Annotated in this window: 16 protein-coding genes; 12 read left to right on the forward strand and 4 right to left on the reverse strand. The window is 35.3% G+C overall.

What is annotated here, in order from left to right:
* Positions 1-17: 17 nt before the first annotated feature.
* The 7 genes from BKP56_RS04155 to BKP56_RS04185 all read left to right on the forward strand — a co-directional run bounded on the left by BKP56_RS04155 (position 18) and on the right by BKP56_RS04185 (position 5,251).
* A complete protein-coding gene (locus tag BKP56_RS04155) occupies positions 18-884 on the forward strand; it encodes a PTS system mannose/fructose/sorbose family transporter subunit IID (RefSeq protein WP_091895677.1) in 867 nt (288 codons plus the stop codon).
* 37 nt (positions 885-921) lie between these two features.
* The gene (locus BKP56_RS04160; RefSeq protein ID WP_072693842.1) at positions 922-1,428 is read left to right on the forward strand and encodes a PTS system mannose/fructose/N-acetylgalactosamine-transporter subunit IIB; all 507 of its coding nucleotides are present in this window, start codon (positions 922-924) and stop codon (positions 1,426-1,428) included.
* Between the two features lie 24 nt (positions 1,429-1,452).
* The gene (locus BKP56_RS04165) at positions 1,453-2,334 is read left to right on the forward strand and encodes a hypothetical protein (RefSeq protein WP_072693843.1); all 882 of its coding nucleotides are present in this window, start codon (positions 1,453-1,455) and stop codon (positions 2,332-2,334) included.
* 6 nt (positions 2,335-2,340) lie between these two features.
* The gene (locus tag BKP56_RS04170; RefSeq protein ID WP_072693844.1) at positions 2,341-2,793 is read left to right on the forward strand and encodes a PTS sugar transporter subunit IIA; all 453 of its coding nucleotides are present in this window, start codon (positions 2,341-2,343) and stop codon (positions 2,791-2,793) included.
* A 479-nt stretch (positions 2,794-3,272) separates the two neighbouring features.
* A complete protein-coding gene (locus BKP56_RS04175; RefSeq protein ID WP_072693845.1) occupies positions 3,273-3,458 on the forward strand; it encodes a hypothetical protein in 186 nt (61 codons plus the stop codon).
* A 113-nt stretch (positions 3,459-3,571) separates the two neighbouring features.
* The gene (locus tag BKP56_RS04180) at positions 3,572-4,747 is read left to right on the forward strand and encodes a M20 family metallopeptidase (protein WP_072695956.1); all 1,176 of its coding nucleotides are present in this window, start codon (positions 3,572-3,574) and stop codon (positions 4,745-4,747) included.
* A gap of 9 nt (positions 4,748-4,756) precedes the next feature.
* Positions 4,757-5,251 carry a GNAT family N-acetyltransferase gene (locus BKP56_RS04185; RefSeq protein ID WP_072693846.1) on the forward strand — a complete coding sequence of 165 codons (495 nt, stop codon included), beginning with the start codon at positions 4,757-4,759 and terminating at the stop codon, positions 5,249-5,251.
* A gap of 95 nt (positions 5,252-5,346) precedes the next feature.
* Here BKP56_RS04185 and BKP56_RS04190 read toward each other — a convergent pair whose 3' ends face one another.
* The 3 genes from BKP56_RS04190 to BKP56_RS04200 all read right to left on the reverse strand — a co-directional run bounded on the left by BKP56_RS04190 (position 5,347) and on the right by BKP56_RS04200 (position 9,772).
* The gene (locus tag BKP56_RS04190; protein WP_072693847.1) at positions 5,347-6,999 is read right to left on the reverse strand and encodes a peptide ABC transporter substrate-binding protein; all 1,653 of its coding nucleotides are present in this window, start codon (positions 6,997-6,999) and stop codon (positions 5,347-5,349) included.
* A 284-nt stretch (positions 7,000-7,283) separates the two neighbouring features.
* Positions 7,284-8,804 (reverse strand): ABC transporter permease/substrate-binding protein, encoded by a 1,521-nt coding sequence (locus tag BKP56_RS04195; RefSeq protein WP_072693848.1) that lies wholly within the window; start codon positions 8,802-8,804, stop codon positions 7,284-7,286.
* Entirely contained in the window at positions 8,804-9,772 is a 969-nt protein-coding gene (locus BKP56_RS04200) for an ABC transporter ATP-binding protein (RefSeq protein WP_072693849.1), read from the reverse strand. Before BKP56_RS04200 ends, BKP56_RS04195 begins: the two co-directional genes overlap by 1 nt.
* A 176-nt stretch (positions 9,773-9,948) precedes the next feature.
* On the opposite strand from BKP56_RS04200, the gene BKP56_RS04205 reads away from it, so the two are divergent.
* The 4 genes from BKP56_RS04205 to BKP56_RS04220 all read left to right on the forward strand — a co-directional run bounded on the left by BKP56_RS04205 (position 9,949) and on the right by BKP56_RS04220 (position 13,888).
* The gene (locus tag BKP56_RS04205) at positions 9,949-11,400 is read left to right on the forward strand and encodes a DDE-type integrase/transposase/recombinase (RefSeq protein WP_072693377.1); all 1,452 of its coding nucleotides are present in this window, start codon (positions 9,949-9,951) and stop codon (positions 11,398-11,400) included.
* Between the two features lie 328 nt (positions 11,401-11,728).
* Positions 11,729-12,211, forward strand: coding sequence for a GNAT family N-acetyltransferase (locus BKP56_RS04210; RefSeq protein WP_072693850.1), 483 nt, complete (start codon positions 11,729-11,731; stop codon positions 12,209-12,211).
* A gap of 521 nt (positions 12,212-12,732) precedes the next feature.
* Positions 12,733-13,440, forward strand: a complete 708-nt coding sequence (locus BKP56_RS04215) for a hypothetical protein (RefSeq protein ID WP_072693851.1) — start codon at positions 12,733-12,735, stop codon at positions 13,438-13,440.
* A gap of 115 nt (positions 13,441-13,555) precedes the next feature.
* A complete protein-coding gene (locus BKP56_RS04220) occupies positions 13,556-13,888 on the forward strand; it encodes a hypothetical protein (RefSeq protein ID WP_072693852.1) in 333 nt (110 codons plus the stop codon).
* A 63-nt stretch (positions 13,889-13,951) separates the two neighbouring features.
* On the opposite strand, the gene BKP56_RS04225 is transcribed toward BKP56_RS04220, so the two are convergent.
* Positions 13,952-16,189, reverse strand: a complete 2,238-nt coding sequence (locus BKP56_RS04225) for a S8 family peptidase (protein ID WP_072693853.1) — start codon at positions 16,187-16,189, stop codon at positions 13,952-13,954.
* Between the two features lie 293 nt (positions 16,190-16,482).
* Between BKP56_RS04225 and BKP56_RS04230 the strand changes: the two genes are divergently transcribed.
* Positions 16,483-17,787 (forward strand): TIGR02679 domain-containing protein, encoded by a 1,305-nt coding sequence (locus BKP56_RS04230; protein ID WP_072693854.1) that lies wholly within the window; start codon positions 16,483-16,485, stop codon positions 17,785-17,787.
* Positions 17,788-17,899 lie beyond the last annotated feature (112 nt).

The following is a 17,899-nucleotide window of genomic DNA, read 5'->3' on the forward strand; positions in this document are numbered from 1 at the left end:
AAGAGAGGATGGAAAAAATGGATAATAATCAATCTACATTATCAAACACTACAAACAATCCCGAAGAAATTACACATAAAGATGTATCAAAAGCCTATTTACGCTGGCATTTCGCTAATGAAATCCCACATTCTTTCGAAAGATATTTGGCACCATCGCTATTATGGGCGATGATGCCTGTTTTAAGAAAATTATATAAAGATGACGACAAATTGAGAGATGCTTATGAAAGACAATTACTCTTCTTTAATACTCAGTTAACTTGGGGTGGAGGCATTATTACTGGATTAATGTCTTCGATGGAGCAGGAACGGGCAAAACAAGAACATGAGCATAAAGAAATTACGATGACAGATGACTTGATGTATAACACTAAAGCTGGGTTGATGGGGGCTTTAGCAGGTATAGGAGATTCGATCGATTCAGGGACAATTCAGTATATTTTTATTGCTATTGCTATTCCCTGGGCACAAAATGGGAATCCCCTTGGTTCATTATTCCCCTTTATTGGGTTTGCATTGTATCAAGTTCTGATTGGGTTATTTTTTGCACGACAAGGCTTCTCAACAGGTAGAAATGCTACCAGTTTGATGGAAAGTGCTGGAGTTCAGAATGCTATCGAATTGTTATCTATTCTCGGATTATTTATGATGGGGATACTTGCTGGAAACTATGTACAAGTCTCCTCTTCATTATCATTTGAAATTTCTGGAAGGCCTTTTGTTTTACAAGAAACTTTAGATTCTATAGTCCCAGGGTTGTTACCGCTGGTTGTAGTCTTGGGTGTTTACTATTATTACAGTAAAAAAGGATTGAAGGTTACTCGTGCGTTACTATGGCTAACAGGAATTTTGATTGTACTGGCTGCAGTCGGTATTTTGTAAAAAGTAACTATATTATGAAAGAGGATGGGAGAGAATTATGGGAGAAGTAAATTTAGCAAGAGTAGATGAACGTTTGATTCATGGACAGGTGATGGTGACACTTTCAAAAAGGAACAATGTAAATTCAATATTTGTAGTAGATGATGTTGTCGCAAAAGATAAATTTATGAAAAGCCTATACAAAAGTGCTGGAAGTCGAACGGGACAAAAAACAGTGGTAATGACTTTAGAAAAATGTAAATATTACTGGGATGAATTCGAGTTTAAAGAATATAGTAGTATTTTAATAGCTAAAACAGTAAACACAATGTATGAACTAGTTAAATACGGAATTCCGATGAAAGAAATAAATATCGGTGGAATTGCACAAAAGAACCCTGAAAAAGATATTTTAGTAACTAAATCTGTTTATTTAAATAAAGAAGACGCATTAAAACTAAAGGAATTGAATGAAGAGTATGGAGTTGAAAATATTTATTTTCAAGCAACGCCTTCTTCTCCAAAAACTAGTTTAAAAGATGTATTAGCAAAATTTGGTATATAAAGATGTAAAAAAGGGTGATTGTATATGGAGAGTGAAGAGCTACAGAAAGATTGGTTTATCAGATACAACTATATATTAGGTACAAGACAAACGGACAAACAAAAAGGGAAATTTATAGATAGTATATTGTTTGACTTAGAAAAGTTAGGCAAAAAAGCGTATGTACATCCATTTGGACAAAATAATTATGGGAAGAATATATATGTTGGGAATATAAAAAAAGCAAAAAAAATAATTTGTACCTATTATGATACGCCCATATCACAACACAAATCCTATCATTTAAATGAATATAAGTTGAATAAAAAAAATACAGTGAAATCAATAGCGATTCAATCGATTATTTTTTTAGGAATTGGTCTATTATTTACGCTTTTTGTGGGAATACCAATTTATCAAGTCTATAACTTTGTATCATTACCTTCTATACTCACTACTTTATTTTACGCTTTTTACTTTATTATTTTAAAAAAAATATCAACAGGTTGGCCGGAAAAAAATAATTCAGTTAGAAATACCTCGTCACTGCTGTTATTACTTCAGTTTATGAATCAGTACCATACTAAAGAAATGGCTTTCGCTCTATTAGATTCAGGCACATATAATCAAGCAGGATTAGATGAATTAATTCAAAACTGCCAAGGAGAGATCTATTTATTAGACAGTGTAGGAGCAGACCAACCAATGTATCAGATCAGTAAGAATAAACAATTATTTGTTTTAGATAGTCCTATTATTCAAGTTGAGAAAAAGATTACTGATGTTAAAAATGTACTGATTTTAACCAGTATGAAAAAAAATGATCAATCTTTTCAGTTAGAAAGAGATAGTCTAAAACAGAAAGAAATAAATGAAGCGAATATGAATATGGCATTTGATTTTTTAGAAAAAATAATAAGGAGGTAATTATTTATGATTGGAATAGTTGTGGCTGCGCATGGAAAAATGAGTAAAGGGATAATAGATGCTGCAGAACTGATAATAGGGGGTACTGATGATATAGTACCTATAAGTCTAGAACAACAAGATGACGTTTCAATACTACAAGAGAAGATAACAAAAGGAATTAATAAGGTAAATAAAAATGAAGGTGTGATTATTTTTACTGACTTATTTGGAGCGAGTCCGTATAATCAATCTACACTTGCAATTCGCTCTTTACCAATAGAAATTCAAAATAAAACCACGATTATAACCGGTGTTAATTTACCAATGTTGCTGGAAGCCATTAATCAGAAAATGATTGATTCCTCAATTGAAAGTGCCATAACTGCAATATTAGATACTAGTAAACAAAGTACTATAGAATGGTCTTTGAAAGATGAAGAAGATGATTTGGAAATAGATGAAGAAGACGAGTTTTAACTGATAATAAAATATAATGAAGTACAGTGATCCAAAAGCAGCAGCTGGGTCGCTGTACTTTTTGTTAATAACTTTAGTATTAAATACGAAAATAATGAATTGAAAATAAATGAATTACTATGCAATATACATAATAACCTTGAATAGACTTGATTAACAATTATATCCATTTATGGTAAGTTTTAATTATAATGATGAAAAAGCAAAAACTTATTAAGAAATTAAAGTGCTAGTTTAAAGTGCATAATTCATTCTAAGTAACTTACGGTGGGCGAGTTTCTAGAAACAATATAAATTAATGCGATATTCAGTATAGTGGTTTTTATAATAAAAACATAGTAATCAGTAATGGTATAAAATTTTTTAAGAGGATTAAGGTAATAAAAAATATAAAGTTCACGTTATGGCTGGCTCTTGTACTATTTACATTATGGATCGTTATCAGAACGATTGTTGCTCAGTTGATGGGAAGTTTTGAAATGATGAAATTTCTGTTACAAGTCATTACGACTTGGCCCGCTACAATCGGAACATTTTATTTCTTTAGTAACAAGACCTTTAAACCACTGAATCATGATGCAACAGTAGGTATGATCATTGTTACTGGATTTTTGATAATATTTCTGCAGATTTTTCTAGTATCGCTATATCTATTTGTTTTCTGATTAAAAATTGTATAAATTTTCAATATAGGTTAAAGATAGAATAATTGTATATTGACTATTAGGTTTGTTAAGTCTAGAATGATTAATAAATTATAGGAAACGGTGTGGATCAAATGGCTGAAAAATATACAGAAAAAATTCAAAATATAATTAGGGATTTACGACCAGAACTACAAGAATTAAGTGAATACATATATGAACATCCAGAGTTGGGTCATGAAGAATTCCTTTCATCAAAAGCCCATGTAGAACTTCTGAAAAATCATGGATTTGAAGTCGAATACCCTTATTTAGGAGTAGAGACAGCCTTTAGAGCTATCTATAAAGGAGAAAAAGAAGGACCGGCCATTGCATATCTTTCTGAATACGATGCGCTTCCTGGCATTGGTCATGGATGCGGGCACAACTTATTAGGATCTACTGATACGGGAGCAGGAATTGCTTTATCTAAATTAGTGGATGAAATTGGCGGAACAGTTGTTGTTTTAGGGACGCCTGCTGAAGAAACCAATGGAGATAAAGTAACAATGGCAGCAGCAGATACATTTGATGATATTGACGTGGCATTCTGTACACATCCTTCAGACGGGTACTATACTAGTGGTACATCTATGGCAATGGAAGCAATCGAATTTCGTTTTTATGGAAAAACCGCTCATGCAGCAGCTGCTCCATTCGAAGGCAAAAATGCACTAGATGCTTGTTTGAATACGTTTAATAATATCAACTCATTTAGACAACAGATGCACCCCTCAGCACGTGTTCACGGCGTCATTAAGGATGGAGGGGAAGCAGCGAACATCATTCCTGACTATACTAGAGCAGAGTTTTATGTCCGGGCAATGGATATGCCCTATCTGAATGAACTAAGAGAAAAAGTCATTAAGTGTGCAGAAGCTGGTGCAATGGCTGCAGGCTGTACAATGGAGTGGGGCCACTACGAGGCAAGCTACCATAATATGATCACGAATGAGACACTTTCCAAGCGGTATAATCAGAATATGAAACTGCTGGGAGTTGAAATGCAAGAAGAAGAGCGGGACTCAATGGGCTCTATGGATATGGGAAATGTAAGCCAAGTCGTTCCGGCTATCAATCCGTATTTTGAAATTACAAATGGGAAAACTGTATCAGCGCATACTGTAGAATTTAGAGAATGCACAAAAACTGAAGAAGCATATGAAGGTATGGAAAAAACCATCGCGGCTTTCACGCAAACAGCTATTGATTTAATTACTGATTCAACTTTATTGGAAGCTGTAAAAGATGAATTTAATCAAAGTATTTGAGGTGGTTAATTGGAACTTAGGAAACTAGAAAAAACAGAGGAAGCTAACTATATTGAGTATATAAAAAGCTGGAAAACTGAAAAAATCGTTCCCACATCTTCTGATAATAAAGGAAAAGCATTTAATGACTTTTTGAAAAAGTTGAAATCCGATGAAATTGAAAACAACGGAAGAGTTCCTTCCGAAACCTATTTTCTATTTATGAAAAATGGAGAAATAGCTGGTGCAATCAATTGTCGATATGCCCTAAATGAACATCTGAGAGAAATCGGTGGGCATATCGGATACGGTGTATCTCCTAATTACAGAAACCAAGGTATAGCAACCACAATGTTAAGATTAGTATTGGATAGTTACCGAGAAAAAAACTTTGATAGAGTAATGCTTACGGCCGACGATGAGAACCAAGGAAGTGTCAAAACGATTCTTTCATGTGGTGGAAAACTTTATGAAACAGGAAAAAAAGAACAGAAATCTTATGGAAAATATTGGATTGAACTTTAATAATTTGCTAAGTAGAAAATTTATAGGTGAACCATTAAAAAAGATTACAGAGAAATTTCCTTATAAGGAAACTTTCTGTAATCTTTTTTAGTTTATTAGTCTTTAATACTTGCGCGACTTAGGTCAAACTCGACACCAACTGAGTTGAAGATAATTCCTTCAACAGCGGGGTTACGTAGTTGTGTTTCAGCTTCTTGATACAAAGGAACAAAGGCAAAGTCATCTGTCAAAATTTGATGAGCTTGTTGAAGATCTTCCCAACGTTTATCCTCATCATTAGCATCTGTTGTTTTTGCTTTATCAATCAAAGCATCAAACTCTGAGTTTGCATATCTACCTCTATTGTACGGAGAATCACTATACTTTAGATCCATAAAGTTAATTGCATCAGAGAAATCAGCTCCCCAGCCAGTTAACAGAAGATCGAAATCTCCATTATCTGATATTTCAAGGCGATTTTTCTTTGGTACATTTCGTAATTCAACAGAAACACCTGATAAATTATTTTGGATTTGACCTTGAATATATTGGCTTAGTTTCTTGCTTTTTTCATCATCGTCTCCTAGGAAAGAAAGAGAAATGCTGTCAACACCTAGTTCTGATTTTGCTTCTTCCCATAACTCCTTAGCGCGTTCAGGATCATAGGATAGGAAAGATCCTGCTTCTTCAGAGAAATCTTCACCAGTAGATGGATTTGTTACAAAGTCAGCTGGTAAGAATCCGCCGATTTCAGTTGAGCCATCACCCAATAAAGTATTAACTAAATCATCTGTATTGATTACTAATCCTATTGCTTCTCTTAGTTTATCGTTTTGAAGATATTCATTGTCCCAGTTAAATTCTAGATAAGAAGTTCTCGCTTTCTTCTGGACGACAACATTTTCATCATCAGCATACTGTTGTACAATATCACCAGTCAGCTGAGCGTTATCAACTTCACCAGCTTCAAATAAGTTAACTGCCGTGCTGGTTTCTTTAATAACTTGGACATTAATCGTGTCTAACATTATTTCATCAGCTGCATAATAATCTTCGTTCTTTTCTAAGTCCCAAGTTAAACCAGTTCCATCCCAGTTTTCTAATGTAAATGGTCCATTTGCTAGTACTGTATCGCTAGAAGTTCCATATCTATCACCTTGTTCTTCAACAAAAGTTTGATTCTGAGGGAAGAAAGCGGTAAAGGCTAATAGATATTTAAAGTAAGGAGTAGGCTGAGTCAGCTTGAAAGTGATCTCATGATCACCATTGGCTGTAACACCTAATTCACTGACGTCTTTTTCTCCAGCCATGATTTCTGGCGCGTTTTCAATCGTTTCTGCTAAATAACTATATGATGCCCCAGTTTCTGGATTGACAAGCTTCTGCATTGCGAAAACGAAATCGTTAGCCGTAACAGGATCACCATTAGACCATACAACATCGTCACGAAGTGTATATGTATAAGTAAGCCCATCTTCAGAAACAGTTCCTTCATCAGCAGCAATAGCTGGGACAGGATCTCCTTCTTCATCAATTTTTAATAATCCTTCAACTACCTGTCCTAAATAGTTTGAGCTATTAATATCAGTAATCATTACCGTATCCATTGTAGATAACTCTGTTGGAGCAGTATAATGAACGACCTGTTCAGAAGGTGTATCTCCTTCTGAATCACTATTTGATGAATTTGCAGATTCATCATTTCCGCCGCAGGCACTTAATAGAAATACTGCACTCATTGAAACTAATGATTTATAATGTATCCTCATGTTAAACACTTCCTATTCTAATTTATCTAATCTTATTTTAACATGATACATCTTTTATATATTCAAGTCCAGATTTGTTTGTGAAATTTTTGATATATTTTTTTAAGCTAAAATAATAATTCTTGAATTGTATATATTTACGAAAAGAACAGTCTTGTTTTTTGAAGAAATCTATTAAGATTCATTTATGGTTAAGTGATCGATATAAGTTGGCTAATAAAAAGGAAAAACCTAGTGGGACGTATATTCGCCAACACTAGGTTTGATATTGAAGGTTCTCTCTTTTATTCTTCTAATAATCCTTCTTCAACCAGAAACTCTCTAGCCACATCTTCAGCTGTTCGGTCTTCAACGTTTACTTGATAATTCATAGAACGCATCTGATCATCAGTAATTTGACCACTTAAAACGGAGAGCATGTCTTCAACTTCAGGGTGTTGTTCTAATAAGCTGTTTTTCATTAGAGGTGCACCTTGATAAGGTGGGAACAGATCCTGATCATCTTCAAGTACGGTTAAATCAAACTGCTCAAGTTCACTATCTGTACTATACGCATCAATAACGTTTATGTCGCCACGTTCGATAGCGGTATAACGTAATTGCGGTTCCATAGTTTGTACATTGCCAAACGATAGACCATATAGATCCTGTATTCCTTGGTATCCATCTTCACGGTCATTAAATTCTATCGTAAATCCAGCATTCATTTCATCTGCTATCGGAGCCAGATCGGAAATGGTTTCTAAATTATTTTCTTCAGCAAATTCTCTTGGAACAGCTAAAGCATAAGTGTTATTATATTCCATCGGTTCTAAAAATCGCATATCATATTCTTCATCAAGCCCAACCCTCGCTTTTTCATACACATCTTCTTCTGTAGTACCGGGTTCTGGGATTTCATCAAGGAAAGTAGCTAAGACAGTTCCAGTGAATTCAGGATAAATATCGATTTCATCAGATTGAAGAGCATTAAATACAAAAGTTGTTTTACCAAAGTTCGGTTCTACTCTAACGTTTAAATCAGACTGATCTTCTATCAATAATTTATACATATTCATTAAAATTTCGGGTTCAGGTCCTAATTTTCCGGCAACCACAATATCCTCTTCTTCATTAAGCAGCATTGGAATAAATACAATGCCAGAAAAAATCAAGAGGGCAGAACTTAGTAAAATAATTGTCTTTTTGAAAGATGTTTTTTGAAGATAACTGAGTAACCAGTCAAAAAAGACTGCTAATAAAGCTGCTGGAACCGCCCCTAAAATAATTAATGCGTTATTTCCACGGTCGATTCCTAAAAGAATCAAACTACCTAATCCACCAGCACCAATTAGAGCAGCTACTGTAGCTGTACCAATAATAAGTACCATGCCTGTTCTGATTCCTGCCATAATAACAGGTAGAGCAATTGGGATCTGAACCTTACGAAGTTTTTTGAAGCGACTCATTCCCATAGCATCTGCTGCTTCGTTCAGTGCAGGATCAATTTCAACTAGCCCTGTATACGTATTTCTTAAAATGGGCAACAAAGCGTAGACGACTAAAGCTATGACTGCTGGGACGGTTCCAATTCCGAGCAATGGAATTAGCAAGCCCAGTAATGCCAGAGAAGGAATTGTCTGGAAAATAGCTGTAACTTGAATGATCGGTTCTGCTAATCTCTTATGTTCAATCAGTACGATTCCTAGAGGAACTGCGATTAGTACTGCAATTAACAAGGAAATGAATGAAAGCTGCATATGTTCGATTAATGCAGTCCAGAAATCACCACTACGCTGTTGAAAAGTTTCTATCAGATTATTCATTATGCCTCAACCTCCTTTGAAGAAGCTGCTTCGGAAGCAAGAAAGTCGAGTAAATTATTTTTGGTGATTATAATTTTTGCGTGTTTATTAGAGGTTTCTACATGTACTGCATCCTGTTTTGAAAGCAAAATAATCAAATCATTTACAGGGTCTGATGCAGAAATTATACCTGTAGTAACAATATCTTCAGTGCTATAATAGTTTTCTTCAATTAAATGCTGAACTATCTTTTTCTCTTGATAATGAGGAAGTCCAGTTTGCAAGAATTGACGAACAAAATCGTTTGCTGGGTTTTTGAGAATTTCATCAGCTGTGCCGACTTGTTCAATTTTTCCATTATTCATCAGGCAAATTCGGTCTCCTAGGCTGATTGCTTCCTGCATGTCGTGAGTAACAAAAACGACAGTTTTTTTCAGTTTTTGTTGTAGTTTAAGTACATCTTTTTGAAGATTATTTCTAGTAATAGGATCTAATGCACTAAAAGGCTCGTCCATCAGGATAATGTCAGGGTCAGCAGCCAACGCACGAATAACACCAATTCGCTGTTGTTCCCCTCCGGATAGTTCCGAAATATGTCTGTGCCGGTATTTATCTGGATCCATATTTACACTTTCCAGTAATTCTACAACTCGATTTTCCATATCTTCTTTTGTCCACTTTTTCATTTCTGGAACAATTAAAATGTTTTCTTCAACGGTCATATTAGGAAAAAGTGCAATTTGTTGTAAAACATATCCGATATTCCATCTTAATTCTTGTAAATCGAAATCACTTATCGGTTTCCCTTGGATTCGTATGTAACCTTCGGACAAGTCAATCAGTTGATTGATCATTTTTAATGTAGTAGTTTTTCCGCTGCCGCTAGGGCCAATCAGTACAAAGAATTCACCTTCTTTAATGTCTAAAGTAAAGTCTGAAACGACTGCTTTATCGTCATAACGCTTATAAACTTTTTCGAATTTAATCATCTTTATCCTCCCGTAGGATAGTTAGTAATTACCAATTTTTTTGTTTTTTCGTGTTGTTTTAATGCAACTATCGTTGCTCTATCAATTAAAATACAAAAAGGCACCTCTTCCCCCCCTTAATCTGATAAAATGAAGTTCACTAAAACAAACATTCATCACTTAAGGAGTGAAAAGAGATGCCTAATCTACTTCAGATTATCATGTATTTAGTTAATAAAATCAAGTGGCAAAACAGTTTAATTCAACTTTTAAACGATTATATTACTTGGCTTGAAGATGCGGGTGATCGACCACCTAAAGGGACCGATATCACAAAGCTTGATTACAACAAATTGACCCTTGATGACCCACCGAAAGTTGTAAAGCTTGAACGGGCGGACTATAAATACCTTCTAAAACAGGCCGTGGAAGCAGGTAAACCGATCAAACCTGTTCGTCGCCACAAGTCATCTTCTGAAGTTCCTGAAAATGTACGTTGCGCTAAGTGTCATGCGCCCCATAACTATCTCTATAAGAATAATGGTGTGCACGGACAATATCAGTGCAAAGTCTGTTGTGCTTTATTTAATTCGAAGAATCATTACTCTAAAGATGTCATTCTCAAATGTCCTCACTGTGAGAAGTGTCTTGAGAAGATTAAACAACGGTCTGAATTCGACATCTACAAGTGTAAAAACGACACTTGTCCTTATTATATTCAGGCGTTAAACCAGTTGAGTGAGGAGCAAAAGGAACTCTATACTGTCGCACCATACTACTTAAAGCTACGATACGTCTATCGTCAGTTTAATTTAAAACTCGAGGACATCAAGTCCTATGGACTGATTGAATCGCCAGTTGACTTAAGTCGCATTCATGCCTCACCTCGATTATTAGGTGAGATTTTGACCTACCACGTTAATTACGGCCTTCCTGCACCTAAGGTTGCCGCATTAATCTACGACATACACGGAGTAAAGATTGGTAGACAGACGATATTAAACTACGCGGCAGCAGCAGGGGCTCAACTTTACACCCTTACTCAACACTACCCCTATGATCTTTCTGATCAGATCTGTGGAGACGAGACCTACATCCGTGTCGGGAAAAAATGGCACTATATCTGTTACTTCTTCGATGCAAAGAATAAAATCATCTTATCCCAAAGAGTGTCTGAAAAACGCAATACTGAATTAGCAATCAGGGCCATTCACGATGTGCTCGACCACTATATAGCTAGCGAAATCCCTGAGGATTTAAACCTCATCGTTGACGGAAACCCCATTTACAAACTGGCACAACATTTCCTGGCCCAACACGGCCTGAACTTCGATATCACTCAAGTCATTGGTTTAACCAACGAGGACGAAGTATCTAGACAATATAGGCCCCTTAAACAAATCATCGAACGATTGAACCGGACTTACAAAGGCAATTACCGTGGTACCCATGGATTTAAATCTCAAAATGGTGCACGTGCTCATGTCGCTTGCTTTACTGCCTGCTTCAACTTTCTACGTCCACATCAGTCATTAGATGGCGAAGTTCCTGTGAGGATTCCATTCGTCCATGATGATGCAAAAACAATGCCCGACAAGTGGATCCGTTTATTATCTTTCGGGAACAGTGTTCTACAGTACACGGACTAATACTGTAGAAGTGATTTTACATATCTCGAAAAACTTCAAAAAAACGAAGTTTTTTAAACATGCCTTCTTATACTTCTCGTTGCTTTACTGGATCTGTTATAAAGCTGTTTAATCCAGACAATGATTGGATTATATTACCTTCATCGACAGAAATCATCATACGAGCAACGAGAAATTTGGGAAACATAATTTTTCATAGATTATTGGGAGTTACCGGATAGTTATTGTTATTCATTAGTATATCAAAGCGAGACATTTATCTATAAAAATATGTCTTGAGCATGTAAAATTAGTCGCCTATAATCATTAATTAAAGGAGTGGGTGACAATGTCAGTAAAAATCAGAAAAATTGAAAAGAAAGATAATCAGATAGTGGGAGAGATCGTGCAAGCGAGTTTGGAATCTAAAGGTCTAGCAGTTAAAGGGACCGCCTATTATGATCCTTACTTGTTTGATCTATTTGAGGTCTACCAAAAGCCGAATGCTTGCTATTGGGTACTTGAAAAAGACGGGAAAGTCATTGGTGGAGGTGGGGTTGGCCCATTCGCTTCTGATAAAAATATTGGAGAATTACAAAAGCTGTATATTATAGAATCGGAGCAGGGCCATGGATATGCGCATTTAATTATGGAAAAGGCATTGGAATTCGCTAAACAATACTATGAGAAGCTGTATATTGAAACTTTTGCATCATTAGATAAAGCAAATAAACTTTATATGAAATATGGATTTAACAAAATAAATCAGCCACTGGAAGGAACGGAACATAGTGCTTGTAACACTTGGTTATTAAAAAAACTATCAGAATAGTCATACAATTTAATCATTAAAGCTCCTCGAATATTGTTAAGAAAGAAGGAAAAAAATAAAAATTATCAGAAATATGTAGTAATTATAAATTGATTGGGAATTTTTCCATTTAGTTGATCGAAAGATTCCTTTGAATGATAAAAGAACTGATAATTGAAAAAATCAAAATATAGGTAGTGTAGTAAGAAGAATTGATTATATATGGTTGTATCTGTTGTTTTGCTTGCTCTTTATTCTGCTAAATACCCAAGGGTTAAATGAAGTAGATATCGTTCAGCTGGAAAGAGAAACGCTTGCGAACGACAGATGTTTGAAGATAATCTATCTTCAAAGTGGAACAGTTCCATCTTCTTTTACAGGAACTCCTACATACAAGAAGTGGTAGTAAATAGATTTGTTAATCTAAAGTTATTATTTGCAGATTTGAAAGAAGAAGATACAAAGCAATACGTAGAAGTAGATTATTGACTAATTATTGGAAGGAAAAGTTATCAGCCAAGAATTAGATAGGAGAAGAAGCAATGTATGATTTTTGGATAAGTGGTGAACGATTTTATACAATGGTTTTACTGATTCTTGTGGTGCTGGCATTACTCATATTCACAAGTATGATTTTTGTGTTTTACTATACAGACAAAAAAAGTAAAAATAGAAAAATCGGATTGTCTACCACCCTTATTTTAATGTTAGGCATATTTGGATACTCATATTTTCAGCATACTATGTATGCATCCTGGATCACTCAGTCTGGGGTAATCAATCCAGGTATAAGAGATCGAACGGTAATCTTTGGATCAGATATAATGGAAGACCCAGAATTGGTTAAGTCATACCGTGGAATGAATTTACTTGAGGATTTTGAAAAGCTGGATATGTATGAAAGACAAGAAATCAGTCAGGAAATCGGAAATCGTTACCTAGGATCAACAGGGAATAATCATTATTTCGCTATTGGGGATAAATATGCTTTTCGATATACCGGTGAGGTAGAATTCACAGAAGGTCCCAGTCGCTTGGCGGGAGCGTCTTTTAGACTAGTTGATCCAAAATTTGAAGAACTTGGGTTTACTTCTCAGTCCACAAATTACCTTGAAACGTTCTATATTAATAGAGAAGAGGCAGATAAAGCATCAAATAAATTCCCTGACACAATTATCCATCCTTCAGAAGTTTTTCCGGAATGGAATTTAGGGTTCCAAAGTACTAGCGGGACAAGTTCAGAACAATAAAGTTGAATGGTTTGTACTCTAATAACTTAAGAGTACGAAACGTATGTTGTGTTTCCTGCCGCTCCTCTGTAAAATAGAGAATATGGAAATATTGAAAGAATGAAGGAGCTGGAAAATGGGTACGAATATAGAAGTCTTTACACAATTACGTCCGATTTTTTATATTATTTTAGGGTTTTTAGTGCTATTTTTGATTCTGTCACTGATTCCTAGAGGAAGAGATTCAAAAATAAATATGTTTTTAATCTTGATGATTTCAGTTACACATTTAGTATTCGCAAGTTCATTACTTGTAACAGAAAATTGGTTTTTGGAAGAGTTCTCTTTAAAAGGAGATTCGATTACGTTTTATATTTATCTCGCTATTCTTGTATTGAGTATATTGAACCCAATTGTATTTTTCCTTAGAAATAAAAAGAAACGTAGAAATTCTTATAATTTTAGATAATGAATACCATATAGAAAAAAGTCTTCCAAGAAATATATTTCTTGGAAGGCTTTTTTCACGTTATTAAGGTTTTGATTTTCCACCAAAGTAGTAAAATCCTCCGCCGAATGAAAGTAAAACAACGACAGCTCCCACAATCAGTGGAGAAGGGACGTCTGAAGTTTCTGAAAGACCAGCTTGCGTAGAATCTACTTCTTGTTCCTGATCATCTGAACTTCCACTTGGATCAGATTCTGATTCCGTAGCGGTGATTTCTTCTTTTTCTTCAGAATTTTCTTCTTCTTCCTCTTTTTCTTCATCTTTAGTACTGCCATCGAAAGCAGAAGGGCTAAATACTCCTAGTATACCTACTTGGCTCATTTTACCAACTAAAGCACCGTTTGCATAAGTATCTCCAAGTTCAGTCCATTCCTCTTTTTCTGTGTTCCAGAGATACAACATATCTTGATCAACTTCTGCTAGATCTGAGAAAAATCGATAAGTCATTGCTTCTTCGAAATCCTGAACGGGTTGGTCGTTGATAAGCAGTTCAAATTGATATAGCTCACTTTTAGCCAGATCTTGTTGAGCTGGCTTTGTAGCAAGTGATTTTGTAAAGCGAACACTACCGTATCCTTGCTGGAAATTATTAGCTGGAATTAACCATTCGATATCTGGTCTAGCAATCAGTATGCTGATGTTGCGTTCTCTGATCTGGCTGATCTGCTCTTTTGATAAGTCTAGTTGTTCTATGTCATCCATCGCATAATCAAATGAAACAGCCAGAACACCATTATCCGCAACAGACTCAAGGTCTTCAATCGTGAAGATAGCAGACTTTCCATTTACGTCTGGACGGATCCACACGGCATTCTCAGAAACATCAACTTCTTGATCATCACTAGAGTCGGAATCATCAGCGGGTTCTTCAGTTTCTGAAGAACCTTCAGACTCGTCATCTTTATCGGGTTCTTCTTCGCTAGGTTTCTCAGTTTCAGGTTCTTCGTTATTATTTTCGTTCTCTGCATTATCATCTGGAGTATCTGATGCGGGTTCTTCTTCCTCACTGCCTTTATCAGTTTCACTCGGCTCTTCTGATTCATTTCCGGAGTTATCAGTTTGGGAATCATCAGAGTCCTGTGAATCTCCTTCAGAGACATATTGGACTAGACCGTATCCGTAATTTTCATCACGACCTTCAACACCGAGATCAAGCGCTTCTTTCTGTAGTTGACTTCTGATCTGACTCGCAGTCAATGAACCTTTAGATTTTTGCATCATGATTGCAGCGATTCCAGTCACATGAGGTGTCGCTTGGGAAGTGCCGGAATGATTTTCATATCCTCCAGAAGTGGCTAATCCATATATGTTTACTCCAGGAGCGGCAAGCTCGTTTTTTGCAGAAATCATTGAATCACTAGCGATTACAGAGTTGCTATCAACGCTAGAAACGGCAACAACTTCATCATGAGCAGCTGGGTAATCAATAGTATTATTGCCATCTTGCCTATTTCCGCTTGCAGCAACAACCAGTATACCTGCATCTACCGCTTCTAAGATAGCATCATAAATGTCTTGATTAGATGTTTCATATCCTGAGCTAATATTTATGATGTCGACCCCTTGACCTTCATTAGCATCATTGATAGCCCATTGAAGCCCGAGCAATAGATTGCTGGTGCTAGTAGGGGTATCTTCTCCGGCTTTACCGCTAGGATAAACTTTAACACCATACAAAGAGACTCCAGGAGCTATACCGCGAGCTGGGGATTGTTGAGAAGCCGCTATTACACCGGCTACATGAGTACCATGCCCATTAGTATCACTAGTCCAAGGATCTTCATCACCGAATATACTATAACCACCAGCAAAGGAAATATCTGAATGTTGATAAAAGCCTGTGTCAATTACTGCAACAGAAACTCCAGTACCAGTAAGATTATCATCCCAAGCATCAAAAGAATGAATTAAATCATTGTTCCAGTCATATTCAGAAAGGGATCTGTTGGTTTCAGAGGTTGTCATTTCTTGATCGAAGCTAACTCGTTTAACATTTTCCTGACTACTAATTTCTTTAACTGCAGATTTTGGAACGCTCATAGTCTGGATAGGGAGAATATCTAATGATCGTACGTTTTTATAAGCAGGATCTAATTCATTTTCGTCAGGAACTGTCTCATTGTATCTAACGATGATATCGACCATTTCTTCTTCATCTCTAGATTCTTCTTGTGCTAATATAGTAGAAGAAGGAAAAACAAAGGTGAATACAAGTAAGGAAAGTAAGAATAGCGATCCGAATTTAAGTAGTGATTTCTTCAATAATAAATCTCCTTTAGAATACAAAATAAGGTAAGCAATTAAAAATTTTGATATAAATATATAACTGATAAAAGTATCTTATCATAGACGTGTTATAATATTAGAGAGAAATCCCTCTGTTTTATGAATTTTTTAATCAGTTGTCAAATTTTGTTAATATTCGAACGCTCTTGAGCGACTTTCCTGATAATTTAAATACAAATATCAAGTGTAAAATAAAAATAGAGAATTAAATCCATAGTCACTTATAGCTAAAGTAAACATTAATTAATATAAAAAGGAAGTAAAATCTAATGAAAAATCGTACCCCAATTGAAAAGGCACTATATTATTTTAAAGAAAATAATTTTTTTTTTCACTTATTTCTATTATTTAAAAATAATTTTGATTTTTCTAAAAAACAAAGTGACCGTATAGATGTATCTGAGTTTACAGATGAAGAGTTAAATCCTGTAGTAACATTTTTAGAAATGGATCCTTCTATTTTTGCTGAAAATAAATTTATTGAATTGAGTGAGTTTGAGGAAAAACTGCAGACGACTTTCGGTTTAGATATGTCACTTTCTGATTTCCTAACAGCTTATTTTCATAATATATTAAAAATTGATAGTGAAGAATCTATTTATCCACATCAAGATATGAAAAATTTCTTTGAATATTTAGAAAAAGAGTATGCATTGCTAACAGGATGGTTTCAGTATCTGAAAAGAGGAACATCTGATAGTCAGTGGATCTATCAGTTGGTCTCTGAATCGCCAACTATTTTTGAAGATTATGTATTACACCTTTCAGAAGCAGTAAGGCTGCTACCTGATAGGCCACTTCGATTGTCTCTATTCAGTCAAATTGTCGTAGGAGAAACCCATGCTTTTGATCGACATACGACATTAGGTAAACTTCTGCTGCATGTTTTTGCTGAAGATACAAGGTTTCATGCAATTGAACCCGTTAAATTACCTGAAAGCAATGAAGCGATCAATCGCCTGCTCCTGAAATTTAATATTTTAAGAGATGATATAACTAATTATGCAACAGTCGTTAATGTTTATGCAGAGACGATTGAAGGTTATCATCCGATGTGGGAATCTGCGGCACATTCACACAGTGTAATGAATGTACCCATGCGGGAACTGATCAATATCGTAACAGCTTACCCTGCTAATGAAGATCAGACGGTATGGATTGTTGAGAATCCTGTCGTTTTTTCCAGTATTCTAGATGAAGTTCCTAATGTACCTATGATTTGTACACATGGAGAATTTAACTTAGCTACATTAGAGTTACTCGATAGATTAGTAGAAGAAGAATGTAATATTAAGTATGCTGGCGATATCACACCAGACGGGATCAGAAGAGCTGAGCGAATATTGATGCGATATCCAGAGAATTCTCAACCATGGAAAATGGATATCCCTTCTTATCTTAATGCACGTTCTGACGAAGAAGTGATTAATCAAAATGATATGAAAAAACTAAATCAATTTGCATTGGATATTTTTGCTTGCCTAAAAGATGAAATGAGAGATAGGAAAAAACCGGCCTATCAAGAAGCATTGCTTAGTGATATGATTAGCGAGTTAAAATATTATTATCAGTAAAACTTAATAATAGTAAAATTATTATATAAGGATCCTTTTCGATAATGAAGGGTCCTTGTTGTTTATTCATATGAATATTAGGTAAAATAAATTAAAGTATTTAGCAATAATT

This window comes from Marinilactibacillus sp. 15R, assembly GCF_001895285.1.
GTDB classification, from domain to species: Bacteria; Bacillota; Bacilli; order Lactobacillales; family Carnobacteriaceae_A; genus Marinilactibacillus; species Marinilactibacillus piezotolerans.

What these genes read in the sequence shown, in the direction of transcription:
- BKP56_RS04200 (WP_072693849.1), bottom strand. Translation starts at nt 9,772, where the DNA reads ATGATTAAATTCGAAAAAGTTTATAAGCGTTATGACGATAAAGCAGTC.
- BKP56_RS04215 (WP_072693851.1), top strand. Translation starts at nt 12,733, where the DNA reads ATGTATGATTTTTGGATAAGTGGTGAACGATTTTATACAATGGTTTTA.
- BKP56_RS04175 (WP_072693845.1), top strand. Translation starts at nt 3,273, where the DNA reads ATGATGAAATTTCTGTTACAAGTCATTACGACTTGGCCCGCTACAATC.
- BKP56_RS04160 (WP_072693842.1), top strand. Translation starts at nt 922, where the DNA reads ATGGGAGAAGTAAATTTAGCAAGAGTAGATGAACGTTTGATTCATGGA.
- BKP56_RS04165 (WP_072693843.1), top strand. Translation starts at nt 1,453, where the DNA reads ATGGAGAGTGAAGAGCTACAGAAAGATTGGTTTATCAGATACAACTAT.
- BKP56_RS04230 (WP_072693854.1), top strand. Translation starts at nt 16,483, where the DNA reads ATGAAAAATCGTACCCCAATTGAAAAGGCACTATATTATTTTAAAGAA.
- BKP56_RS04170 (WP_072693844.1), top strand. Translation starts at nt 2,341, where the DNA reads ATGATTGGAATAGTTGTGGCTGCGCATGGAAAAATGAGTAAAGGGATA.
- BKP56_RS04195 (WP_072693848.1), bottom strand. Translation starts at nt 8,804, where the DNA reads ATGAATAATCTGATAGAAACTTTTCAACAGCGTAGTGGTGATTTCTGG.
- BKP56_RS04210 (WP_072693850.1), top strand. Translation starts at nt 11,729, where the DNA reads ATGTCAGTAAAAATCAGAAAAATTGAAAAGAAAGATAATCAGATAGTG.
- BKP56_RS04155 (WP_091895677.1), top strand. Translation starts at nt 18, where the DNA reads ATGGATAATAATCAATCTACATTATCAAACACTACAAACAATCCCGAA.
- BKP56_RS04190 (WP_072693847.1), bottom strand. Translation starts at nt 6,999, where the DNA reads ATGAGGATACATTATAAATCATTAGTTTCAATGAGTGCAGTATTTCTA.
- BKP56_RS04205 (WP_072693377.1), top strand. Translation starts at nt 9,949, where the DNA reads ATGCCTAATCTACTTCAGATTATCATGTATTTAGTTAATAAAATCAAG.
- BKP56_RS04220 (WP_072693852.1), top strand. Translation starts at nt 13,556, where the DNA reads ATGGGTACGAATATAGAAGTCTTTACACAATTACGTCCGATTTTTTAT.
- BKP56_RS04180 (WP_072695956.1), top strand. Translation starts at nt 3,572, where the DNA reads ATGGCTGAAAAATATACAGAAAAAATTCAAAATATAATTAGGGATTTA.